We start from the raw sequence: 24,357 nt of genomic DNA, 5'->3' as shown, positions 1-24,357 counted from the left end.
GATCAACGTTTCTCTTCCCCCAGCACCAACCGCACCGCCTCCCATTCCTCCACCTCCTCGCTCACCAGCTTCAGGATGGACACCAGCGGCAGGAAGAGGATCATGCCGGCCATGCCCCAGAAAAGCGCCCCGGCGAAGATCACCAGCAGGGAGGCCATGGTATTGAGGCCCAGTTTGCCGCCCACCACCTTGGGGAAGATCAGGTTGGCCTCCAGGTACTGCACCACGCCCAGCACGGCGATAACCCCGATGGGCATCCACATGGTGCCGGTGGTGGTGTACGCCAGGGTGATCGGCAGCAGGCTGCTGAAGAGGATGCCGGCGTACGGGATCATGGTGGCCACGGCCGTGAGCATGCCGAAGAGGATGGCGTTGGGTACGCCGAGCAACAGGAAGCCCACGCTGTTCAAGGTGCCCACGATCAGGTACACCTGCACCATGCCCACGATGAAGCGCGCGTAGTTGGTGACGACTTTCTGGAGCAACGCTGGCAGGCGAGGCCGCCATGTAGGAGCCACCAAGGTGGTGAGCGCCGCCACGTAGGTGCCTCGGTTGTACAACAGCAGCGCCGTGAAAATGGGGATGATGAACAGGTTGAAGAGCATGCCGAACAGCGCGTTCACGGCCGCACCGGCGAAGGGTGCCACCTTGGTGGGCAGCGCATCCACTGCGGGTCCCCACCATTGGTCGCGGTGGTCATCGCCCAGGTCGTTGAGCAGTTCATTGATCCAGGTCCACAGCGCCTTGAAGCCGCCGGCCCCCTCACCTCCGGTAAGCTGCGGCAGCTGGCCCAGAAAGGCGTTCACCTGCCACAGCAGGACAGCCACCAGCCCACCGAAGAGCGCACCTACCAGCATCAATCCCATGCCTATGGCCAACCAGCGTGGAACCTGGTTGCGCTCCAGGCGCGCCACCATGGGGTAGAGCACGAGCGCCACCAGCAGGCTGTAGAAGAGCGGGATGAAGACGTAGCGCCCCAGGTAGAGGATCGCCAGCACGGCCAGCGTGATCAGCAGGTTGCGCAGGAGGGGAGAGGAAGGCATGCAGACCGAAAGCTACGGGTATGGGCGAAAGAGCATCATCTCCGCGATGCGAATGAAAGGACCCCGATGTTGGCCATCGGGGTCCTTGCTCCAAGGTCCGGTGCGATGGGCTTGTTCGACCAGGGGCAGGGTGCCCACGGCACTTCACACCGCCGCCACCTTGTCGCTCTTGTACGCCCCGGCCTCCAATTTCTCTTTCACCTTCTTGAAGGAGTCGATGGTGTACTTCACATCCTCCAGGCTGTGCGCGGCCGTGGGGATCAAGCGCAGCAGGATCTCGCCTTTGGGGATCACTGGATACACCACGATGCTGCAGAACACGCCCATGTTCTCGCGCAGGTCGATGATGGCATTGGTGGCCTCGGGCACGCCGCCGTGCATGTACACGGGCGTTACACAACTGTTGGTCTTGCCCAGGTCGAAACCGGCTTCACGCAGCCCGCTTTGCAGGGCATTGGTGATCTCCCAAAGCTTGTCGCAGAACTCTCGGCGGGTGCGCATCATCTCCAGGCGCTTGATGGCGCCGATGACGATGGGCATGGGCAGGCTCTTGGCGAAGGTCTGGCTGCGCATGTTGTAGCGGAGATACATCATCACGTCCTCCGGACCGCTGATGAAGGCGCCGATGGTGGCCATGGCCTTGGCGAAGGTGCCGAAGTAGATGTCGATCTGGTCCTGCACGCCTTGGGCATCGCCCGTTCCCCGGCCGAACTCGCCCATCTGGCCGAAACCGTGGGCGTCGTCCACCAGCAGCCGGAAGTTGTACTTGGGCTTCAGCGCCACGATCTCCTTGAGCTTGCCCTGGTCGCCGGCCATGCCGAAGACGCCCTCGGTCATGACCAGGATACCACCGCCGGTGCGCTCGGTGACCTTCCGCGCGTGTTCCAACTGCTTCTCCAGACTGACCATGTCGTTGTGCTGGTAAACGAAGCGTTTGCCGGCGTGGAGGCGGGCGCCGTCCACCATGCAGGCGTGGCATTCGCTGTCGTACACCAGCACGTCGTGGCGGCTCAGCAGGGCCTCAATGGTGCTCATGCAGCCCTGGTAGCCGAAGTTCAGCAGGAAGGTGTCCTCCTTCTGCATGAAGTCGCTCAGTTGGTCCTCGAGCAACTCGTGGTACTTGGTCTGGCCGCTCATCATGCGGGCGCCCATGGGGTAGGCCATGCCCCACTCGGCGGCGGCCTCGGCGTCCACCTTGCGCACCTCGGGGTGGTTGGCCAGGCCCAGGTAGTTGTTCAGGCTCCACACCAGCACGGGCTTGCCGCGGAAGGTCATGTGGGCACCCAATTCACCTTCCAGCTTCGGGAAGGAGAAGTAACCGTGACTGTCCTTGGCTTGGCGGCCGATGGGGCCGAGGTCCTTGCGGATCTTGTCGAAGATGTCGTTCATGGGGAGGGGTGGGCCGGCTGCTATCGTTCCGGCCCATCGCCGGCAAAAGTAACCGGCACATGGTATGGGGGGCACTGGCAGTTGGAGGTTGCACACTGCTTGAGGGCAGGCGGTGTTGGGTCGTTCGGACAATGGTCTCATACAGGTGAAGCGCCTTCCCGGCAGCCAACGCCTCAACTTGGCGACCTGAAGTACCTTCGCACCCCGCATGCGTTTCCTGCTCCTGCTCCCCTTGGTCGGCCTGCTGGCCTCTTGCAGCGATTTCAACAAGGCCCTCAAGAGCACCGACCTGGACTACAAGGTCCAGATGGCCGAGAAATACTTCGATGCGGCATCGTACGATCGGGCCATCCCCCTGCTGGAGGAACTCATCGTGCTCACCCGCGGCACGGCCCGCAGCGAGCGCATGAACTACCTGCATGCCAAGGCCTATTTCAACATGAAGGACTACACGCTGGCCGCCTACTACCTGGCCAACTTCACCCGCACCTTCCCCAAGAGCGCCATGGCCGAGGAGTGCGCCTTTCTTTCGGCCTATTGCTTCTACAAGAACTCCCCGAATTACGCCCTGGACCAGACCGATACCCGCAACGCCATCGAGCAACTGCAGCTATTCATGGTGCGCTATCCCGCCACCAATTTGAAGGACAGCTGCAACACCCTGATCGACGGGCTGCGCGGCAAGCTGGAATTCAAGGGCTGGCAGGGGGCGATGCAGTACTACCGCATGCGGCATTTCCAAGCGGCGGGGGTGGCCTTCCGCGGTTTCCTGCGCGACTGGCCCAATTCACGCTTCCGGGAGCAGGCCCTGATCCTCACCCTGCGGGCCGACCACAACCTGGCCTTGAACAGTGTGGAAGCCAAGAAAGCCGAACGGATCCAGGAAGCTATCCGCAGTTATCATAATTTCGCCGACGCTTTTCCGCAGAGCCGACAGATGGCCGACGCGGACAGGCTCTTCAAGGAACTCATCGCGGCCCAAGGAACGGCCGCCACTTCGCCAAGCCCATGAGCACCAAGACCATCAAGCCCGCCAAGACCACCATCACCCGCGACATCTCCGAGTTGGACACGGAGACCGGGAACATCTATGAGGCTGTGGCCCTGCTGGGCAAACGCGCCAACCAGATCAGCCTGAAGCTGAAGGAGGAGCTGGGCGCCAAGCTGGAGGAATTCGCCGTGGTGGGCGAGAACCTCGAGGAGGTATATGAGAACCGCGAGCAGATCGAAGTGAGCAAGCACTACGAGCGCATGCCCAAACCCGCCGCCCTGGCCATCCAGGAACTGCAGGAGGGCAAGCTCTACTGGCGCCGCCCCGATGAGGAGGAGGGCCAGCCGGCTCCGCAGCCCTGATAGCCCCAACATGGCCGCCACGACCATACCCGTGGGCCGCTACCTGAACCGCAGGGTGCTGCTCGGGGTCACCGGCGGCATAGCGGCATACAAGAGCGCCTGGCTGGTGCGCCAACTGGTGAAGGCCGGTGCCCAGGTGCAGGTGGTGATGACGCCCGCCGCGCATGACTTCGTGACCCCGCTGACCCTGGCCACCCTCAGCGGCAGGCCGGTGTTGACGGACCTTTTCGTGCGCGATGGCAGCGGCCGCTGGAACGACCATGTGCACCTGGCGCGGTGGGCCGATGTGATGCTCATCGCCCCGGCCACGGCCAACACCCTGGCCAAAATGACCCATGGCCAGGGCGACAACCTGCTGCTGGCCTGCTACCTCAGCGCCAACTGCCCGGTGTATGTGGCACCCGCCATGGACCTGGAGATGCACCGCGATCCCGCCACCCGCGCCAATCTGGAGACCCTGCGCCTGCGCGGTGTGCGCACCATTGGCCCGGAAAGTGGCGAACTGGCCAGTGGGCTGGTGGGTGAAGGGCGCATGACGGAGCCTGAAGCGTTGGTGGCCTATTTGTGCGAGGACCTGCTCTCGGCCAGCCGTTTGAACGGCCTGAGGGTGCTGGTGACCGCAGGGGGCACGCAGGAGGCGATCGATCCGGTGCGCTTCATCGGCAACCGCAGTACGGGCAAAATGGGCTTCGCCCTGGCCCAGGAGGCCGCTGCCCGGGGTGCGCAAGTGGAACTCGTCACCGGCCCTGTGGACCTGGACATGGATCGACCCGGGGTGACCCGCTCCGATGTGAGGAGCGCGGCCGACATGGCCCGGGCTTGCGGGTCCATCGCGCCGCATTGCGATCTGGTGATCATGTGCGCGGCCGTGGCGGACTACCGGCCGAAGTATCCCGCATCGGGCAAGATGAAGAAGCAGGACAGCGAACTCCTCATCGAATTGGAACCCACCGTGGACATCCTGGCCGCCATGGGAGCCGCCAAGCCCCGGGGCCAGACCCTGGTGGGCTTCGCGCTGGAGACCGATGATGAACTGGCCCATGCACAGGACAAGCTCCAGCGGAAAAAGCTGGACCTGCTCGTGCTCAACTCCCTCCGCCATGCGGGGGCGGGTTTCGGCCACGACACCAACCGCGTGACCCTGCTGGTGCCGGGCAAGGATCCCGACGAACTGCCGTTGATGCCCAAGGCCGATGTGGCCCGTGCTATCTTGGACCGCGTGGAAGCCCTGCGATCATGATGCGTCGACTCCCGATCCTCCTGCTGCCCCTGGTGCTGCTCACCTCCAAGGTGCGCGCCCAGGAGTTCAACTGCCAGATCAGCGTCATCGCGCCGCAGATCGCCAACGCCACCCCGCGCTTCTTCCAGTCGTTGGAGACGGCGATCAAGGAATTCTACCAGAGCCGCCGCTTCACCAACTTCAATTACGCCCCGCACGAGCGCATCGAACTCAACATGCTGCTCACCATCACCAACATGCCCACCATGGACCGCTTCGAGGGCAACCTGCAGGTGATCTACTCGCGGCCCGTGTTCGGCACAGACTACACCAGCCCCATCCTGGATCTGGTGGACAACCAGGTGCAGTTCAACTTCCTGGAGAACACCCAGATCGAGTTCACGCCCGAGCGGCACCTGAACAACCTGTCCTCTTTGCTGGGTTTCTATGCCTACTTCATCCTGGGCTTGGATGGGGACACCTTCTCGCCCCTGGGCGGAACGGACTACTACAACCTGGCCCAGCAGGTGGTGAACAACGCCCAGAGCGCCTCGGAAACGGGCTGGAAGGCCTATGAAGGCGAGCGCAACCGCTATTGGCTCATGGACAACCAGGTGCAGGCCGTGTTCCGCCCCTTCCGCGAACTGCTCTACACCTACCACCGTGAGGGCATGGACACCATGACCGAGGACGTGGTAGCCGCGCGCCGCACCATTGCGCAGAGCATCGAAAAGCTCAAGACCGTGCACCAGGCCAAGCCTGCCAGCTACAACCTGCAGGTCTTCTTCAACGCCAAGTACCAGGAGCTGGTGGAGATCTACAAGCCCGCCGATCCGGCGGAGAAGTCGAAGCTCTTCAACACCTTGCAGATCATCGACCCCGGCCACATCAGCCAGTACCAGAACATGATGCGCGGCAGTTGATCCCGCGTCACTGGCACCCCGTTCCATTTTCTTCTTTTTGCCCGGTCGAACGCCGCTTCCCAATAGGTTTGCGTCGCGCATGCGTCTGTCGCAAGCCGAAGCGATACACGGCCAACAACATCCAACTGCTCAACCCTGCCAGGCGGCAGGCCGGATCCCAACTTCCAACGTCCTCTTCAAATGCTCCGCCGCCTCCACATCCGCGACTTCCTCCTGATCGAGGAACTGGACCTGGCGCTGGACGATGGTCTAACGATCATCACCGGTGAGACCGGCAGTGGCAAGAGCATCCTGGTGGGGGCCTTGGGACTGGCCATGGGCGGTCGCGCCGATGCGGGTGTACTGCGCGATCCCGCAAGACGCTGCGTCATCGAGTTGGAAGTGGATGTGGACGGCCTGGACCTCGCGTCCTGGTTCGTGGAACAGGGGCTGCCGCAGGAAAGCCCGGCCATCCTTCGCCGCCAGGTCGACCCCGGAGGCCGCTCGCGCGCTTTCATCAATGACACTCCCGTGCGCTTGGAACAGCTGCGCGAACTGGCCGAGCGACTGGTGCATGTGCATAGCCAGCACCATACCCTGTTGCTGAACGATCCGCGCTTCCAACTGGGCTTGGTGGACCATTATGCGGGCCGCAGGGCGGAGGCATCAGCCTACACGAAGATCCACCAGGCCTGGCGTGTGACGGAACAGCAGCTGAGGACCATGCGCGAAGAGGAGGCCCGGTCACGCGCGGAGCTGGACCTGACCGAACACCAACTGGCGGAGCTCGAACAGGCGCGGATCAAAGCCGATGAGCAGGAGCCGCTGGAATCGGCCCTGGCGCGCGCGGACAATGCCGGGGACCTGATCGAGGCCTTGAACGGACTGGATGAAGGCCTTTCCGGCGACCAAGGCGTGTTGTCCATGCTGGCGCGTTTGAAGCAGATGCTGCTGCGGCCGGCGCGTGTGGATGAAGGTGTGAAGGCACTGTTCACACGGCTTGAAAGTGTGGTGATCGAATTGAAGGACATCGCCGCCGAGTCGGCATCACTGGCCACCACGGTATCGCTCGATCCCGCCGAGGCCGAACGCCTGCGCGAGCGGCTGGACCTGTTGCTGCGCCTGCAGCAGAAGTACCGTGTGAAGGACAATGCGGCGTTGATCGCGTTGCGCGATGATCTTTCCACGAAAGCCGCGGGCATCGGCTCATTGGGCGATCGCATCAAGGAACTGGAGCACGAGGAGGCCGCTCTGCGCGAACGCGTGATGCGGCATGCCACCGAACTGTCCAGGGCCCGTGCAGCGGCAATCGGTCCGCTGGGTGAACGCACCACGGCCCTGCTCCGTGATCTGGGCATGCCGCAGGCCGTGCTGATCTTCCAACACGCGACCGCTCCGGAACCCGGCCCACAGGGCTTCGACCGGATCGCGGCCTGCTTCAGCGCAAATGCCGATCGCCCCCCGGTGCCTTTGGAGAAAGGCGCCAGCGGAGGTGAGCTGTCGCGCGTGATGCTGGCCCTGATCTCCCTCAGCGCCAATGCGCGCGACCTGCCCACGGTGCTCTTCGACGAGATCGACACCGGTGTCAGCGGCGAGGTGGCCGACCGTGTGGGCGATCTGCTCGCCCGCATGGCGCAAGGCCGCCAGGTGATCGCCATCACGCACCTGCCGCAGATCGCCAGCAAGGCGCGGCAGCACCTGCTGGTGAGCAAGCACGGGCATGCCGGCGGCACGCGCACCGCCATCGATCCGCTGGACCACGAGCGTCGCGTGGAGGCCATCGCACGCATGCTCAGCGGCCGCAAGCTCACCAAGCAGGCGTTGGAGAATGCGCGCGTGCTGCTGAAGGGCAGGTGAGCCGGGGGCCGGCCCGGTCGAGCACGCCCGCTATCTTCGTCGGCCAACATCGAACATCATGTCCTACGGACTCCTCAAAGGCAAACGCGGCATCATCACCGGTGCACTCAACGACCAAAGCATCGCCTGGAAGGTGGCCGAACTGGCCCACGCAGAGGGTGGCGCCTTCGTGCTGAGCAATGCCCCGGTGGCCATGCGCATGGGCGAGATCAACAAACTGGCCGAGGCCACCGGCAGCGCCATCATCCCCGCCGATGCCACCAACGACACCGATCTGAAGGCCCTGTTCGATGGGGCGGTGGAGAAACTCGGCGGTCCGCTCGATTTCATCCTGCACAGCATCGGCATGAGTCCCAATGTGCGCAAGGGCCGCAGCTACGACGATCTGAATTATGAATGGTACAAGCAGACGCTGGACGTGAGCGCCATGAGCCTGCACCGCATGCTGCAGGCGGCGCACAAGGCCGATGCCCTGGCGCAGGGCGGCAGCGTGGTGGCCCTGAGCTACATCGCCGCGCAACGCGTGTTCCCAGACTACGGTGACATGGCCGACGCCAAGGCCCTCCTGGAGTCCATTACACGCGGTTGGGGCTACCGGCTGGGCAAGGCCAAAGGGGTGCGTGTGAACACCGTGAGCCAGAGCCCCACCTGGACCACGGCGGGCAGCGGCGTGAAAGGCTTCGACGGCTTCTTCGGATTCGCGCAGGCCATGAGTCCGCTGGGCAATGCGCCTGCTGAAGCCTGCGCCAACTACTGCATCGCCCTCTTCAGCGACCTCACGCGCTACGTCACCATGCAGAACCTCTTCCACGATGGCGGCTTCAGCGCCACGGGCGTTACCCCCGAGGTGATGGACAAGTTCACCGGCTGAAGAAAAAGTTACAACGCTTGGAAACGGCGCAGGCGGCGGTCTACATTTCGTAGACCAAAGCCCTGCCACCATGTTCCACCGCATTTACGCCGCCCTGGCGCTGATGGTGCTGGGGCTGGTCCTATCCACCACGGTTGCCGCCCAAATGGAAGGCGCCGCCTTCCTGCACACCGGCAAATGGGTGTCCACGGCCTTCGCCACGGACTACCAGGCCATCGGCATCAACCCGGCCAACCTGGGCATCAAGCTGCCCTACGAGGACAAGAAGGTCACCTTCGGTCTGCTGGAGGTCTCCGGGTCGGTGTATTGCGACGCCTTGACGCGCAAGGACATCAACGAGCATTTCCTCAAGGACAACAACATCAAGTTCAACGCACAGCAGAAGCAAATGGCGGCCACCGCCTTCGCTGGCAAGGATTTCACCGCCAACATCGATGTGCGCGGCATCGGGTTCACACTGCACACGGACAGCGCGGGTGCCTTCGCATTCCAGGTGATGGACCGCATCCAGTGGTACAGCACTTTCGGCAGGGAGGCCTCCAGCATTCTCTTCCAGGGCTACAACGCGGCCTACTTCGATCTGGTGGTCCTCACCACGGGTGATACGGTGGCCCGCGCCGATCTCACTGTGGAGCAGGCCGGGCAGGTCCGCTATGGGCTGGCCAGTTCGCCAAGGCGCATCACGCAGGTGATGGACGGAAGCACCATCACCCACCAGTGGGTGCGCGAATACGCATTGGGCTGGGGCCGTCGCATGACGCGCATGGGCGCATGGGACCTGCACGCGGGCATCACCTTGCGCTACCTGCAGGGCCTCGGCATCATGGAGATCAGTGAGGATGGCGGCAGGCTCACGGCGTACTCCTCCTTGTCACCCGGCTATGACATCAACTACGGCACGGCCTCGTTCACCAATCCCAGCGCGCTTGTGGGCTCGGGTTTCACCTCGGTGGGCAAGGGCTTCTCCGGCGATATCGGCCTGGCCATGGAGAAGGAAGGCTCCATGCGCTTCGGGCTCGCGGTCGTCAACATCGGCTCCATCACGTGGAACGGCAACGTTTACACCGCTGCGGACGAAGTGCTGGAACGGATCGACCATGGCGGTTTCGACAACTACAACTTCTACGACCAGGCACAACGCTTCTTCGGTGATGATGGCGTGCTGCAATGGGAGGGCCTCAAGGAAAAGCAGGTGGCCATGCCCATGCAGTTGCGCGCCGGTGGCGCCTTCTGGATCAAGGAGAAGACCCAGGTGGGCTTCGACGTGGTGGTGCCCATGAACGAGACCCCAGGGAACCTGACCGCGCCCATGTATGGTGTGGGAGGTGAGTTCATGGCCACGCCCTGGTTGGGTCTCAACACCGGCCTGGGGCTGGGCGGCATGTACAAGACTCTCGTGCCCTTCGGTCTCGCCTTCCGCTCCGTGAAGGGCGGATGGGAGGGAGGAGTCGCCACGCGCGACGTGCTCTCGCTCTTCATCCAGGATCCCGGCATGGTCTCCTACAGCTTCGGTTTCCTGCGCTTCCGGGTCTGAGCCGCTATCGCGGAACTGTGCCTCCGGCCTACATTTGGTCGCCTGCCACCGTTCCGATGTTCCTACCACCACGTCACGTCGTCCTCCGGCGCTTGCTGCCGGTGTGTCTGTTGTTCATCCTGGCCGGTTCGGCCATGGCCCAATCCGGCAAGCCCTTTCTGAAGGAGGGCCATGCCCTGCGCAAGCAGCAGGAACTTGAACGCGCGGCCGAGAAGTACGGGTTGGCCATCGCCGTGGAGCCGGGCCTGATCGAGGCCTATCGTGCGCGGGCCGAAGTGTTCACCCTGCTCGGCCGGAAGGACATGGCGGCCACCGATCTGCGCAACGCCGTGGCCCAACGCCCCACCGATGCCGTGCTCGCCGTGGATGCCGCGGACGCCAGCATGGAGGTGGACAGCTTCACCGTGGCGCGCGACCTCTGCGAACAGGCCCTGCGCCGGGACCCGAAGTCCATGCGGGCGTTGCTGCTGCTCACGCGTGCGAGCCTCGCGCTCAACGACCTGGACCGCGCCGTGAACGCTTCCGACCGGGCCCTGGCGCTAAAGGCCACCACCGATTCACACTACACGCACGCGCTGGTACGCATGGCCATGCGCGACTACAAGGCCGCAGAGGCCGACCTGGACCAAGTGCTGGCCTGGAACCACCTCTATCTGCCCGCCTATGTGGCCCTGGCGGAAACGAAGCTTGCCCTGCACGAGACGTACACCGCGGCCGCCATGCGCATGCGCACCCTGGACCAGGCCGTGGAGAAATGCACACGCGCGCTGGAACTCGACCCGCAGTACACCGACGCGCTCTTCACGCGCAGCAAGGCCTACGCGAAGCTGAAGGAGTACGCCAAGTCCATCGACGACATCAGCCGCTGCATCGCGTTGGAGCGCACGGACCGCGACGTCTATATGCAACGGGCGCGCTACTACCACGGCTATGGCCAGCATCAGAACGCCGTGAACGACCTGAACCGTGTGGTGCTGGAGGACCCCAACGATCTGGAGGCCTTGCTCTTCCGCGCCGAATGCCGCGAAGCCAATCTTGACCTCGATGGCGCGCTGCGCGACCTGGACCTGGCCCAGCGTGCCGTGGACCAACGTGGTGGGAACAGTGATGCACAGCGTCAGCAGATCGCCGCATCGCGCGACCGGATCGCCGGACTGCTCTATGAGATGAACCGGGAGGGCGACCCCCCGGTGGTCAACGTGGTGGAGCCTTTCCGCATTGGCGACCTGGTGCAGGTGTCCGCGGCGCTGCGGCATGTGAAGGTCTCCGGCTATGTGCGAGACAAGAGCCTGCTGAAGAGCATCACGGTGAACGGTGTCCCCGCCGACTTCGCCAAGGACGAGAAGGACCCCAGCTTCGTGGTGACCATACCGTTCGCGCCCACCGACAAGGAGATCGAGGTGCGGGCCACCGACGTCTACGACAACTTCAGCACCGAATTGCTGCGGGTGGAGCGCTCGGAGGGCGTGGCCCCGGTGATCGCCCTCACGTCGCCCAAACCCGGTGCGGCCCGCGATGTGACCATCGGTGCCGGTGCCACGGAACTCTTCATCGAAGGCACGGTGCAGGATGCCAGCATGATCCGGCTCGTTACGGTGAACGGTGTGAACGCGAGCTACGCCTCCGACCGGCTCGATCCCGACTTCAGCATCAAGCTGGATGTGAAGGACAAGGACCGCTTCACCATCCGCGCGGAAGACCAGTACGGCAACACTGCCGAGGAGACCTTCAACATCGTGCGCAGGGCCGAGGCGGTCGCGGCGGTCAAACCCGCCGCGCCCGCTCCATCCAACGCCACGGGCGTCACATGGCTGGTGCACATCGAAAACGGTGACTATCGTTCTTTCCCAGGCATACAGAACGGACCTGCGGAAGCCGCGCGCATGCAGAAGGCCTTCGCCAACTACAACGTGCAGCGCACCATCCACAAGAAGAATCTTACCAAGCAGCAGATGGAGCGCCTCTTCAACGTGGAGCTGCGCGATCTGGTCCGCACGGGCAAGGTGAACACCATCCTGGTGTGGTACAGCGGCCACGGACGAACCGTGGGCGGCCGCGCCTACTGGATACCGGTGGACGCAAGGCCGGACGACATCTACAGCTTCTTCAACTACGGATCGCTGAAGGCACAGATGCAGAACTATAGCGACAGCGTGAACAACACGGTGGTGGTGTCCGACGCCGCCTCGGGCGATCCATCCTTCTTCGACCTCACGCGATGAAACAGCGTCTTGTCGCCACGTCCCTGCTCACGGCGCTCGCCTTCACCGCTGGGGCGCAACGCTTCTTCTTCGAGAACATCTCCGTGGCGCAGGGACTCTCGGCCAAGGTGTACGCCGCTGTGCAGGACCGCCATGGCCTGGTCTGGCTGGGTACGGAGACCGGTCTGGCCAGCTATGACGGCATCGAGGTGGTGAACCACGGAACGGACAAGGGAGCGGCCAGCAACGGAGCACGCACCATCCTCATCGATCGTGATGGCATGCTGTGGGCCGGTCACCTGGATGGTGGCATCACCCGCTACAATGACCGTTCCTTCAAGGCCTTCGACCTGGCGCCGGGCATGAACAGCGCGGTGACCGGATTGGCGCAGGACGCGGAGGGCCACATTTGGGCGGCCACCGTGGGCCATGGTCTCTGGCGCTTCGATCCCACCGACGCGGAAGATGACCTGAAGGCCGAACGCATGGGCCAGGCGGAAGGACTGCGTGACAAGCTCCTGGGCGTGATCACCTCCCACGATGGCCGCCTGCTGCTGGTGGAAGACGGCGGTCAGGTCCGTGCCTGGCGCGATGGCAAGCTTACCACACTGGACCTGCCTGGTGTGCATGGCATCTTCCAACCCACGGCGATCCATGAGGATAGTCGCCACGACCTGTGGGTGGGCACACAAGGCGGCGGCGCTTTCCGCTTTTCCGCTGCTGGCGGTGCACCCTCCAGGCACGACATCTCCAATGGTCTGCGCTCCTCCACGGTCATCTGTTTCGGCGAGGATGCCGAGGGACGTGTATGGGTGGGGACCATCGATGGCGGTGCCGCCGTGATCGGACCGGAAGGCACGCGCACCTTCCACACCGGAAATGGCCTGCACAGCCTCTTCGTGCGCTGCATCACGCGCGACCGCGAAGGCAACCTGCTCATCGGCACGCAAGACAACGGCCTGGACATCTTCAAGGGCGAATATTTCGTGGGCTTCGGAGAGCCTGACGGCCTCACCGATCCGCAGGTCTTCGCCCTGCTGGAGGACCGACAGGGCCGCACCTGGATCGGCACCAATGGCGGCCTGGTGATCCTGGGCCCCAGTGGTAAACTCGAAAGCACGATCACCGTGCAACAGGGCAGGGGCCTGCCCAGCAATTTCATCCGCTGCCTGGTGGAGGACGACAAGGGCTGGATCTGGATCGGCACGGAGAACGCGGGCGTATCGCGCTTCGATCCGCGCACCGGCCGCATCCAGAACGAGGTGGAGATCAGCGCGGGACTGGGCTTCGGAACGGCCACGGCGCTCGAAGCGGGCCAATCGGGCGAGATCTGGGTGGGCGGCTTCAACGGCGTGCGAAGGCACATCCCTTCCTCCGGCACCGTGCCCATGGTGTACACCGAAGCGGAGGGCCTGGCCAACAACCATGTGAAGGCGCTCTATCGCGACAGCAAGGGTACCATCTGGGTGGGCAGCACGGTGAAAGGCGTGTCGCGCATCGACAATGGCATCGTGCGCACGGTGGACCTCGGACGCGGGTTCACGGCCACCGCCTTCGTGGAGGACCCCGACGGACGCCTGTGGGTGGGCACCGAAGGACAGGGGATCATCGTGCTGGAGAAGGACCGCGAAGTGAACCGCTTCTCCCTGGCCGAGGGACTGCTGAGCAACACCATCCGGGCGCTGGGGGTGGACACTCGCGGCAACGTATGGATCGGCACCAACAAGGGGCTGAACATGTGGCGCCACAAGCAGGACGGCTTCATCGCCTTCACCGAGCGTGCGGGCTTCACCGGCATCGAAGTGAAGCCCGGCGCGGTGTGCGTGACCCGGGCGGGCGACATCTGGTTCGGTACCGTGAACGGCGCCACACGCGTGCACGGCGAGCGGGTGCGCACCCAGGTGGCACCGCCATTGGTTGCCCTGCGCGGCTGGCGCGTGAACATGGAGGACCGTGGCCTGGAGGCCGGCGCATCGCTGGACCACACCGAGCGCAACCTTCGGCTGCTCTACGGATGCGTGGCGCTGAGCGACCCCGCCGCCGTGCGCTACATGCACAAGCTCGTAGGCCTGGACAACGACTGGCAACCCTTGAGTACATCCACGGAGGCCTACTACCCCGCGTTGCCGCCCGGCAGCTACGAGTTCCAGGTGAAGGCCATGGACCGCACCGGCCAATGGAGCGAAACGGCCTCCTTCGCCTTCGCGATCCTGCCGCCCTGGTACCGCTCCTGGTGGTTCTATTCCGCGCTGGTGCTCTTCATCGCCATCACCCTCTTCAGCTACATCAAGGTGCGCGAACGCCAGTTGCGGCTGCGCAACATGGCGCTGGAGCGCAAGGTGCAGGAACGCACCGCCGAAGTGGTGGCGCAGAGCCGCGAGATCGAAGGACAGAAGGAACGCATCGAGGACCTGCTGCTGAACATCCTGCCCAAGCGGGTGAGCGATGAACTCAAGGACAAGGGCCGCGCCACCGCCCGCCTGCACGACGAGGTCACCGTGCTGTTCACGGACTTCAAGGGCTTCACCATGACCGCCGAGCGCATGACCCCCGAGGAACTGGTGGACGAACTCGACAGTTGCTTCATACTCTTCGACGATGTGGTGGGACGCTATGGTGTGGAAAAGATCAAGACCATCGGCGACAGCTACATGTGCGCCGCTGGTGTGCCCATTCCGGACGCGTTCCACGCGCACAAGTGCGTGCTGGCGGCGCTTGAGATACGCGATCTGATCGCGGAGCACGGCCGGGAACGCGCGTTGATCGGCAAGGCCGCCTGGAGCATCCGCATCGGTCTGCACTCCGGCGCCGTGGTGGCTGGCGTGGTGGGCAAGCGCAAGTTCGCCTACGACATCTGGGGCGACACGGTGAACACCGCCAGCCGCATGGAAAGCAGCGGCGCCGAAGGTGAGGTGAACATCAGCGGCACCACGGAGCGCTTGGTGCGCGACCGTTTCGTACTGGAACACCGGGGCCGCGTGGAGGCGAAGAACAAGGCGGCCACCGATATGTACTTCGTGCGCGGCATCAAGCCGGAGTACAGTGCGGATGGTGCCGGCAGGCGCCCCAACAAGGCCTTCCTCCGCGAACTGGGCTTACAGGTCCGCGCCGAACAGCACGCGTAGCTCGGCCACCATCATGGCTGTTGCGCCCCACACCTCGTGGCCCAGCACGTCGTAGTAGGGCGTGATGGCATGGGTGCCCAAGGCGGATACGTAACGCCGGCCTTCACGCAACGCGTCAGGCCGCAGCACATGGTCCAGGGGCGCGTCGATCAGTTCGGCCACTTCGCGCGGATCGGGCGACAGCGCCCCCAGGGCGGGTGTGAAGGCGAGGAAGGGCGTCACCAGCGAGTTGCTGGGCGGGATGTACACCCGGGACAAGGCCCCGATGAGTTCGATGCCGGATGCGTCGGCACCGGTCTCTTCCTTGAACTCACGCCGTGCGGTGTGTTCCAGTGCGGGATCGCCCGGCTCACGCCGGCCACCGGGGAAGGCGATCTGGCCGCTGTGCACGCCGTCATACTCCGGTCTGCGCATAAAGAGCAGATGCGGCACGCCTTCCAGCTCGTGGATCAAGGCGAGCACGGCGCTCTCGCGCGGCGGTGGCTCGCGGCGCAGCACCTCCTGCATCGAAGGCCGCCGGTAGCCGCTCACCTCCATGAAGCGATCGTGCCCGGGCAGCGCGTTGATGCCCGCCTGCCGCAGGTGCCGCAAGCGTTCCACGATCGGATTCATCGGCCTTGTTCCATGCGAAGCTCCTGCACCAAACGCCCGGCCTCACCCTGGTAGGTGTGCTTGCGCGTTGCGATGGCCTCGGCGCCCTCCAGCGCACGATCCAGTTGGCCGCTGCAGGTCCAGCATACCACGGCGTACCACTCCCACTGGTCCTGGTAGGCCCACAGGTTGCTGTTTCGCAGGTGGTCCAGGTGCAGTTCGGCCTCGTAGGGTTCGTCCATCGCCAGCTTGCACATGGCCAGGTAGAGATGCGCGGTTCGGATGTAGCCCGGCATGCGCATGTACACGGCGAGACTGTCTGCGGCCTCCTCGAAGTCGCCTTCGCGGTAAAGCTCCATGGCGTGGAGCCAGGTGCGGTTGGTGCCGCTCACCACGCGGCCGGTCACGTGGTCGGGAAAGGGTTCGAAGGTGCGGTCGCACAGGTCGCCACCGCCACAGGCGAGGAACAGTGGGGCAAGCCAGGCAAGGGCCTTCGGATCCAAGGTCATGCCGCGAAGTTACCGGTCACGGCCTGCGCGTCCGGCGGCCGCTCCATGGCCCATCGCCGCCTTTGCCCCACAGCACCAGGCCCGCGCGCCCCACAAGGTGGTCGTGCGGCAGGAAACCCCAGTAGCGTGAATCGGCACTGTGGTGGCGGCTGTCGCCCAGCACGAAGTAGTGGTCCTGTTCCACCACGTAACGCTCCAGTGGCGCGCCATCGATGAGCAACTCGTTCCTGTCCACGCCGAGGGTGTGCCCCTCGTAGATGCTCATGATGCGATCATAGAGCGGCAGGTTGTCCACATTGATGCGCAGGGTGTCGCCATGCGCGGGAACGCGGATCGGGCCGTAGTCGTCGCTGTTCCAGCGGTAGCGTTGGCTGAACGGAAAGATGTGGCGCGGCGCACCAGTGGCCGGTCCCATGGCCTCGGCGAGCATCACGTCATCGCGACGCAACAGATGCTCCACGAGCGTGTCGTTGAGCGGCAGCTCCACGATGCGTCGGCCGGGTTGCACCATGGACATGGGCAGTCCCAGCCAGTGCATCACGTCCCCGGCCTCGTGTCCTTCGCGCAGCCGAAGCACATGGGCCTGTGTGGCGCGTGGCGGTGGTGCCATGGCCTGGCCGTTCACGAGCACGCGTCCGCGCCGCAGCTCCACCGTGTCGCCAGGCATGCCGATGATGCGCTTCACCACCAGCGGTCGCTTGCGCATGGGCAAGCGGTCCTTCAACGGATCGCGGAAGACCACCACGTCGCCACGTTCGAGGCCCGTCCATACCGGCCAGCGTTCCACCATCACCAGATCGCCCGGCAGCAGGGTGGCGTACATGCTGGTGCTTTCCACCACCACCCAGCGCAGCACGAAAAGATGGACGCACACCAGCAGCAGCAAGGCCAGCAGGAAGGCGCGGAGCCATTCGTTCAGGGAATGCCAGTGTGCGATCAGGAAGCGCAAGATGGGGATAGGGTGGTGGTTGACAGTGGGAATTTCCTGGTTGTCGGTTGTCAGTGCCACATGCCACCCGCTGCCAACGAGCAACTGTCAACCGACAACCACCTACCTCACCCGCGTGAACAAGCGCTTCCACCTCACACCCGTATAGGGATCCTTGGTGAACCACACCAGCACCGCCTTGCCCACCACGTGGTCGTGTGGCACAAAGCCCCAGAAGCGGCTGTCCTGCGACCGGTGGCGGTTGTCGCCCATCAGCCAGAAGTAGTCCTGTTGGAAGGTGTAGCTGGTGGCTGGCTGGCCGTTGATGAGGATCGCGCCGTCCTTCACGTGCAAGGCGTTGTGCTCATACACGCGTATGGCGCGCTCGTACAAGGGCAGGTTGTCCAGCGTCAGTTGGATGGTCGCGCCCTTTTTCGGTATCCAAATGGGGCCGAAGTTGTCCTCGGTCCAGTCGTAGTCCGGGTGGTTGGGGAAATACGGCAGCTTGTGGTAGTCGCTAGCCTTGCCCCGTGGGTTGTTCTGTCGCGTCATCTCCACCACGTTGTTGAAGGTGCGCAGGCGTTCCGCGGCGGCTTCGGTGAGGGGGATCTGCACCGTGCCGTCGGGCAGACGCGTGATGTCGTCCGGGCTGATGTCGAACTGCTCCTTCAATCGTCGTTCGCTGAAAGGCTCGCTCAGACGGAAGGTCCAGGCCAGCTGGCCGCCTTCAGGCAGCGCGCTGGCAGCGCCATTCACATGCACCAGCCCATCTCGCACCTCCAGCGTGTCACCGGCGATGGCCACGCAGCGCTTGATGTAGTTCTCGCGCTTGTCCAGCGGCCGCACCAGGATGCCGCCCGTGGGCACCTGCCGAACGCGTCCCTCCACCATGTTCAGCATGCGGTGGTTCGGGTCGTGGATCTTCGCCCGGCCGTGGTCGCGCACCAACTGGTAGTAGCTCTGGTTCTGGAAATTAGCCACCACGGTATCGCCTTCGGGGAAGTTGAACACCACGGCATCGCCACGCTGCGGTGTGCCGAAACCCGGCAGGCGACGGTACTTCATGCTGAACCAGTCCACGAAGGAGGGCTGGCTGGCTGAGAAGGGCATGGTGTGGTGCGTGAAGGGGAAGGTCATCGGCGTCATGGGCATGCGCGGGCCGTAGCTCAGCTTGCTCACGAAGAGGTAGTCGCCCACCAGCAGGCTCTTCTCCATGGAGGGCGTGGGTATGGTGAAAGCCTCGAAGGTGTACGTGCGGAACACCGTGGCCACGATCACGGCGAAGAGGATGGCATCACCCCATTGGCCCAGCAGCCCGCGCTTGCGTTTCTCTGCGGGGATAGGCCCCACGTACTTGTTCGCCTCGGCGAAGACCGTGGCGGGCACCTTCCACCAGGGGAGGAAGGTCATCACCAGGTGTTCCTTGAAGGAGCGCACACCGAGCGTGATGCTGATGTTCACGTTCATGATGATGAACATGAGCAGGTTGACGCCGGGCACCAGGAAGAGGATGATCCACCACCAGGGCTTGCCGCTGATCTTCAGCCAAACGAGGATGTTCCAACCCGGCACGAAGCCAGCCCAGGCCGGCTGGCCCGCCTTCTGGAACAGTTTCCACAGGCTGGCCAGCAGCACGATGAAGTAGGCGATGAGGATGATGTAGGGGAGCAAGGTGGTGGGAGGTTGAGAGTTGGGAACCTGCCTGCCGGCAGGAAGGGTTGAAGGGTTGGAGATCGGGGGTCATCCATCCACATCGAGCACATCGTCCATGGTGAAGAGGCCCTGGCGCCCTTGCAGCCACTCGGCCGCATGCACGGCGCCGGTGGCGAAGCCTGTGCGGCCGAAAGCTTCGTGGGTGATGGTGATGCGGTCGTCGGGTCCGGCCCAGGTGACGCTGTGCTTGCCGGGCACTTCACCGGTGCGTTCGCTGTTGATCGGGATGGGCGATGGCATGGGCGCATCGCTTCGCTCGCGGTGACCGGTGCCATGGACAAGCGCCCAACCGTCGCAGCGTTTCACGCGCAGGTCGATGTCGCGCGCCAGGGTGATGGCCGTGCCGCTGGGCGCGTCCTTCTTGTGGGTGTGGTGGACCTCGTCGATGTGGACGGCATAGGTTGGCTGCCGTTCCATAAGTGCGGCCAGTTGGCGGTTCACGCGGAAGAAGAGATTCACGCCGATGCTGAAGTTGCTGGCCCAGAGCAGCGTGCCCCGGTGTTCCTGCACCAGCGCGCGCACGGCATTGAGCTGGTCGTACCAGCCGGTGGTGCCCACCACCACAGGCACGCCATGCGCCAGGCACAGCCGCATGTTGGCCACGGCCTGCTCCGGCGCGCTGAACTCGATGGCCACCTCGGCGTCGGTGGGCGCTGTGCCGGCGTTGGCGCTGTCCACGCGCAGCACCACCTCATGCCCACGCGCGGCGGCGGCCGCCTCGATGGCCCTGCCCATTTTACCGTAGCCGTAGAGCGCGATCCTCATGTTGAAAGTTGGGCCGGTCGGATGTTGGATGGTGGCGCCATGTGAGGCGCCGAAGTTAACCGGACCGCTTGTGAAGGAATGTGAAGTGGTATGGGCGGCTTCCAAGGCTTGACCTGGAAACTTCCTGTCGCGGTCCACGGGCTATGCCGTGCACGGCCGGGAATGAACGTGAATGGGACTTCCCGCCGGCGGCCGCAAGGGAAACGCACAGCGATCAGAGGGTGGTCCCGATGCGATGACCCTTCAGTATTCGGACCGGTCAGGCATTCTCGTTCATGCAGGCCCGCCTGCCGGCCGGCGGGTCCATTCCCGGTTGAAGGCTTCCACGCGCGGATCTACCGCAGCGTCAGCGCCATGCCGATGCCCATCCCGCCCTGTGCGGCCACCGGCATGGACGGCCCCAGCCGGAGCGAAAGGTGGGGCCCCACATCGAAGCGCACGAAATGGGCGTCCACCGAGGCGTCCACGATGTTGAGCATGTACACCAGCCCGAAGGCGATGTAGCTCAGGTCGCGCCAGCGGCGGTAGGTGTCCATCACGTCGCGCACGGCCTCCGGAGCGAATTCGCCCTCGAACTCGCTCACCGTATCAGGGTCGTTGTCCACCATCGCCAGGTATTCGCGCCGATAGTACTTGTACTGACCGGTGTTGTCGTTGATGAACCACACGCAGGTGCCCAACCCGGCCCACACGATGGGCGCCTTCCAGTATTTGCGGTTGTAGATCTGCCCCGCGCCGGGCAGCACCGCACTGTAGAGGCTGGCCTTGTGGGCGCTGTGGCGCTGCCGCCAGTCCAGCGTGTCCTGTTGGTTCGTGGACACGTGGCCCACGGCTTCGGGCACACCGCCTGTGATGATCACCGGTGCTTCCTCGATCGCTTCGGTGGCGGTACTGTCGGTCTGCGCCACGGATGCCACGCCGTGCAACAGGGCCAGGGAGATCAGCAGCGGGCGCTTGGTACCGATAGGCATCGGACAAAGGTCGGCAGGAATGGGGGAGGTGTTGACCAGTGCGAAAAGCCACACGGAGGCCGGGGCTGAGAGCCCTTCGTGCCTCCGTGTGCGCTTCTCCCTTCCTCAGTTCCGCACGAAGCGCGCGCTCATCGAACGATCCACCACCAGGGTGTAGAGGCCCGATGCCAATCGGCGCACATCCAACTGTCGTGTGCCGTCGAGCTTCGCCGTCATCACCACGGCGCCGCGCAGGTCCACCACTTCCACCAACGCGTTCAAGGGCAGCTCGCCGGGCAGTTGCAGCAGGCCATCGGTGGGGTTGGGGTACACGCGGAAACGCGGGAGTTCATGCTCCTCCGAACCGGTGAGGATGCCATCCACGGTGATGCGGAAGGCGAAGCCGTAGAAGCCATTGGGCCCGGGTACGAAGCCCATGCCCACCACCACCACATGCCCGGTGCCCTGGGCGGCGAAGGCGGCGCAGCCGTCATTGCCCAGCACGTTCACGTTCTCCACCAGCATGCCGTCGTCGGCAAAGCTGGGCACCGGTTGGGCAGCTTCACTGATGCGCGCCACCATGGAGCTCTGGAAGCTCTTGTCGTCATCGAAATAGTAGCCGCAGACCAGATAGCCGCCCTGCACCTTCAGGATGTCGTGCAGCTGGCTCTTCACGCCGAACAGGAGTACGCCACTGTCATTGAAGGAGGTATAGGCGCCCATGGGATCCACCTGGGCCATCATGCCCCGCGTGAAGCTCAGGAAGGCGTTGCCGACCACCATGATGTTGCCGTTGCTGTCCATCAGGGCGCGGTCCACATAGCCATGCACGTTCTGCTGCACAGGCAGAATGGTGCGACCCGTCATGTTGCCGCCATACTCCAGGTACTTGGTGCCGTCATTGTTCAGCGCACCGATCACGATGCGGCGCAGTCCGGAACTCATCGCCTCGCCCACCAGGTAGATGCGCTGCTGGGCGCCGAACACGATGTCCTTCACCTTGTCCTCGTTGTTCACCACGGGCCAGATCAACTTGCCCGTGCCATTGAAGGTGGGGTCCAAATGGCCGTCGGCCGTGAAGCGTACCACGGCGAGGTCCACCCCATTGGGTCCGTCGGGGTCTTCGGCCGAACCGCCGAGGAGCACCTTGCCGTTGCTGTCCATGCGCACCGAATGCACGATGTCCTCCGTGCCGTTGCCCACGTCCACGATGGTCACACCCACCCCCCCGAAGCTTTCATCCACCGAGCCGTCGGCGTTCAGGCGCATCACGAAGAAGTCGTTCGTGCCGAAGTTGTTGGTCTGGCCGCCCAGGATGAGCTTGTCGCCTTGGGGCACCATGCCCTTGAGGGCCTCGGTATTGCCAGGCGAAAGGTCCACCAGGGCCACTCCATCGGTGCCGAAGCTGCTGTCGCGCGTGCCATCGGGCAGCAGGCGCACAATGATCATCTTGTTCTCCGTCCAGGTGCCCATGTTGCCGCCCAGCAGGATCCGGCCGTCGGGCAGCACCACGATCTCCTTCATCCAATCGTCGTCGAACTCGGTGTGGTTCACCAAGGCATATACCGCGTTGTCGGCGAAGGTGGGGTCCACCTGGCCGTCCTGCGCATGGGCCGCCCAGGGAAGCAGAGCGCATAGGGTGAGCAATTCTTTTCTCATCAGCGTAGGGTTTGTGGGTGTAGGAACAGGAATACGCGACCAAGGCGAACGCGCTCCGCCGTGTGGCCGCAGATGGTCCACCGATACGGGATCCGAGCGGGCATGTTGCCATCCGCACCATTCCGATCCGGATGCAGGGCCTGCGTTTCTGAGTAGGGGGATCTCCCCATCTCACTGCCGCACGAAGCGCGCGCTCATCGCACGGTCCACCACCAGGGTGTATAGCCCCGATGCCAATCCGCGGACATCCAGCTGGCGGTTGCCGTCCAGGTTGGCGGTCATCACCACGGTGCCGCGCAGGTCCACCACTTCCACCAAAGCGTTCACGGGAAGCTCGCCGGGCAGATGCAACAGACCATCGGTGGGGTTGGGGTACACGCTGAACCGCGGCATTTCGTTCTCCTCCACACCGATGAGGATGCCATCGACGGTGATGCGGTAGGCGAAGCCATAGATGCCTGTTGGGCCGGCGGTCTCGGCGCTGCCCACTACTACCGCGTGCCCGGTGCCCTGGGCAGCGATGCCGTATACCGCGTCGTTTTCCAGGAAGGCCACATCCTCAATGAATACGCCTTCATCGCCGAAGGTCGTCACGGCTTCGGCCTCCTCACTCACACGCACCACGAAGGTGTTCAGGAAGGCCTCCACGATGGTACCGCACACCAGGTAGCCGTCCTGCACCTTCATGATGTCGTACGCCTCGCTGTCGATCCCGAAGATGATCACACCGTCGGCATCGAAGCTGGTGTAGGCGCCCAGGGGGTCCACCTGGGCCATGAAACCACGTATGCCGTTGTTGATGGCGCCGCCCACCACCATGATGTTGCCGGTACCCTCCATCAGCGCGCGGTTCACAATGGCGTTGGCGCTGGCGTGGATGGGCAGAATGGTTCGGCCCGTCATGTTGCCGCCGTAATCGAAGTACTTGGTGCCGTCGTTGTTCAACGCGCCGATCACGATGCGGCGCTGGCCGCTGGAGATCGCCTCGCCCACCAGGTAGGTGCGCTGCTGGGCGCCGAAGACGATGTCCTTCACCTTGTCCTCGTTGTTCACCACGGGCCAGATCAACCTGCCCGTGCCATTGAAGCTGGGGTCCAACTGGCCATCGGCTGTGAAGCGCACCACGGCCAGGTCCGCACCGTTAGGGCCGTTGGGGTCCTCCGCCGAACCGCCCACCAGCAGCTTGCCGCCGGGGTCCATGCGCAGGGTGTGGGAAATGTCCTGCGTGCCGGTGCCCACGTCCACAATGGTGGCGCCCAGCCCGCCGAAGGTCACGTCCACCTCGCCGTTGGCGTTCAGCCGCATCACGAAGAAGTCGTTCGTGCCCAGGTTGTTCGTGTGGCCGCCCAGAATGATCTTGTCGCCCTGGGGCACCATGCCGGTAAGCCATTCGGTGGCGCCGGGCGAAAGGTTGATCACCGCCACGCCATCGGTGCCGAAGCTGTTGTCGCGCGTGCCATCGGGCATCAACCGCACCACGATCAATTGGTTGTTGGCCGGCGTGCCCATGTTGCCGCCCAGCAGGATCTTGCCGTTGGGCAGCACGGCGATCTCGGTCATGAACTCACTGTCGAACTCCGAGGGGTTCACCAGCGCGTAGCCGGCGTTGTCGGCGAAGGTGGGATCCAGCTGGCCGTCCTGTGCGGAGGCCATGAAAGGGATCGATGCGCATAAGGCGAGTAGTGATATTCTCATCAGCGTAGGGTTTGTGGGTGTAGAACAAGTATAGGCCCCCTGGTCAGGGCCGC

The 24,357-nt window shown here is 64.1% G+C and carries 19 protein-coding genes; 9 read left to right on the top strand and 10 right to left on the bottom strand.

Annotation, left to right across the window (positions count from 1 at the left end; genetic code table 11):
• Positions 1-2: 2 nt before the first annotated feature.
• Both KIT10_03160 and KIT10_03155 read right to left on the bottom strand, forming a co-directional pair.
• Entirely contained in the window at positions 3-1,043 is a 1,041-nt protein-coding gene (locus KIT10_03160; protein ID MCW5898245.1) for an AI-2E family transporter, read from the bottom strand.
• 144 nt (positions 1,044-1,187) lie between these two features.
• Positions 1,188-2,432, bottom strand: coding sequence for an aminotransferase class I/II-fold pyridoxal phosphate-dependent enzyme (locus KIT10_03155; GenBank protein MCW5898244.1), 1,245 nt, complete (start codon positions 2,430-2,432; stop codon positions 1,188-1,190).
• Positions 2,433-2,640: 208 nt separating this feature from the next.
• Here KIT10_03155 and bamD point away from each other — a divergent pair, with 208 nt between their 5' ends.
• From bamD to KIT10_03110, 9 genes are all read left to right on the top strand, one after another.
• A complete protein-coding gene (gene bamD, locus KIT10_03150; GenBank protein MCW5898243.1) occupies positions 2,641-3,444 on the top strand; it encodes an outer membrane protein assembly factor BamD in 804 nt (267 codons plus the stop codon).
• Positions 3,441-3,785 carry a DNA-directed RNA polymerase subunit omega gene (locus tag KIT10_03145; GenBank protein MCW5898242.1) on the top strand — a complete coding sequence of 115 codons (345 nt, stop codon included), beginning with the start codon at positions 3,441-3,443 and terminating at the stop codon, positions 3,783-3,785. Before bamD ends, KIT10_03145 begins: the two co-directional genes overlap by 4 nt.
• Before the next feature lie 10 nt (positions 3,786-3,795).
• Positions 3,796-5,025 carry a bifunctional phosphopantothenoylcysteine decarboxylase/phosphopantothenate--cysteine ligase CoaBC gene (coaBC, locus tag KIT10_03140; protein MCW5898241.1) on the top strand — a complete coding sequence of 410 codons (1,230 nt, stop codon included), beginning with the start codon at positions 3,796-3,798 and terminating at the stop codon, positions 5,023-5,025.
• On the top strand, positions 5,022-5,927 hold the full coding sequence (locus tag KIT10_03135) for a DUF4835 family protein (GenBank protein ID MCW5898240.1): 906 nt from the start codon (positions 5,022-5,024) through the stop codon (positions 5,925-5,927). The genes coaBC and KIT10_03135 overlap by 4 nt, the downstream gene beginning before the upstream one ends.
• Positions 5,928-6,107: 180 nt before the next feature.
• Positions 6,108-7,763 (top strand): DNA repair protein RecN, encoded by a 1,656-nt coding sequence (gene recN / locus KIT10_03130; GenBank protein ID MCW5898239.1) that lies wholly within the window; start codon positions 6,108-6,110, stop codon positions 7,761-7,763.
• Positions 7,764-7,821: 58 nt separating this feature from the next.
• Positions 7,822-8,634 carry an SDR family oxidoreductase gene (locus tag KIT10_03125; protein MCW5898238.1) on the top strand — a complete coding sequence of 271 codons (813 nt, stop codon included), beginning with the start codon at positions 7,822-7,824 and terminating at the stop codon, positions 8,632-8,634.
• Positions 8,635-8,704: 70 nt separating this feature from the next.
• On the top strand, positions 8,705-10,168 hold the full coding sequence (locus KIT10_03120; GenBank protein ID MCW5898237.1) for a hypothetical protein: 1,464 nt from the start codon (positions 8,705-8,707) through the stop codon (positions 10,166-10,168).
• Between the two features lie 92 nt (positions 10,169-10,260).
• A complete protein-coding gene (locus tag KIT10_03115; GenBank protein ID MCW5898236.1) occupies positions 10,261-12,390 on the top strand; it encodes a tetratricopeptide repeat protein in 2,130 nt (709 codons plus the stop codon).
• Positions 12,387-15,494: a hypothetical protein gene (locus tag KIT10_03110; protein ID MCW5898235.1), complete on the top strand. Its 3,108-nt coding sequence runs from the start codon at positions 12,387-12,389 to the stop codon at positions 15,492-15,494. Before KIT10_03115 ends, KIT10_03110 begins: the two co-directional genes overlap by 4 nt.
• On the opposite strand, the gene KIT10_03105 is transcribed toward KIT10_03110, so the two are convergent.
• From KIT10_03105 to KIT10_03070, 8 genes are all read right to left on the bottom strand, one after another.
• Positions 15,465-16,106, bottom strand: coding sequence for a CoA pyrophosphatase (locus tag KIT10_03105; protein MCW5898234.1), 642 nt, complete (start codon positions 16,104-16,106; stop codon positions 15,465-15,467). The two genes, KIT10_03110 and KIT10_03105, sit on opposite strands and share 30 nt — an antisense overlap.
• Positions 16,103-16,594 carry a hypothetical protein gene (locus KIT10_03100; GenBank protein MCW5898233.1) on the bottom strand — a complete coding sequence of 164 codons (492 nt, stop codon included), beginning with the start codon at positions 16,592-16,594 and terminating at the stop codon, positions 16,103-16,105. The genes KIT10_03105 and KIT10_03100 overlap by 4 nt, the downstream gene beginning before the upstream one ends.
• Before the next feature lie 16 nt (positions 16,595-16,610).
• Complete coding sequence (gene lepB / locus KIT10_03095) at positions 16,611-17,543, bottom strand: signal peptidase I (GenBank protein MCW5898232.1); 933 nt, start codon at positions 17,541-17,543, stop codon at positions 16,611-16,613.
• A gap of 102 nt (positions 17,544-17,645) precedes the next feature.
• A complete protein-coding gene (locus KIT10_03090; GenBank protein MCW5898231.1) occupies positions 17,646-18,587 on the bottom strand; it encodes a S26 family signal peptidase in 942 nt (313 codons plus the stop codon).
• 675 nt (positions 18,588-19,262) lie between these two features.
• Entirely contained in the window at positions 19,263-20,000 is a 738-nt protein-coding gene (gene dapB / locus KIT10_03085; GenBank protein MCW5898230.1) for a 4-hydroxy-tetrahydrodipicolinate reductase, read from the bottom strand.
• A 335-nt stretch (positions 20,001-20,335) separates the two neighbouring features.
• Positions 20,336-20,971: a hypothetical protein gene (locus KIT10_03080; protein ID MCW5898229.1), complete on the bottom strand. Its 636-nt coding sequence runs from the start codon at positions 20,969-20,971 to the stop codon at positions 20,336-20,338.
• Between the two features lie 105 nt (positions 20,972-21,076).
• The gene (locus KIT10_03075) at positions 21,077-22,609 is read right to left on the bottom strand and encodes a T9SS type A sorting domain-containing protein (protein MCW5898228.1); all 1,533 of its coding nucleotides are present in this window, start codon (positions 22,607-22,609) and stop codon (positions 21,077-21,079) included.
• Positions 22,610-22,780: 171 nt separating this feature from the next.
• Positions 22,781-24,262 (bottom strand): T9SS type A sorting domain-containing protein, encoded by a 1,482-nt coding sequence (locus tag KIT10_03070; GenBank protein MCW5898227.1) that lies wholly within the window; start codon positions 24,260-24,262, stop codon positions 22,781-22,783.
• Between the last annotated feature and the right edge of the window lie 95 nt (positions 24,263-24,357).

The sequence above is a fragment of the Flavobacteriales bacterium genome, from assembly GCA_026129465.1.
GTDB lineage: Bacteria > Bacteroidota > Bacteroidia > Flavobacteriales_F > PHOS-HE28 > PHOS-HE28.
This window is presented reverse-complemented; position numbering and strand designations above follow the sequence as displayed.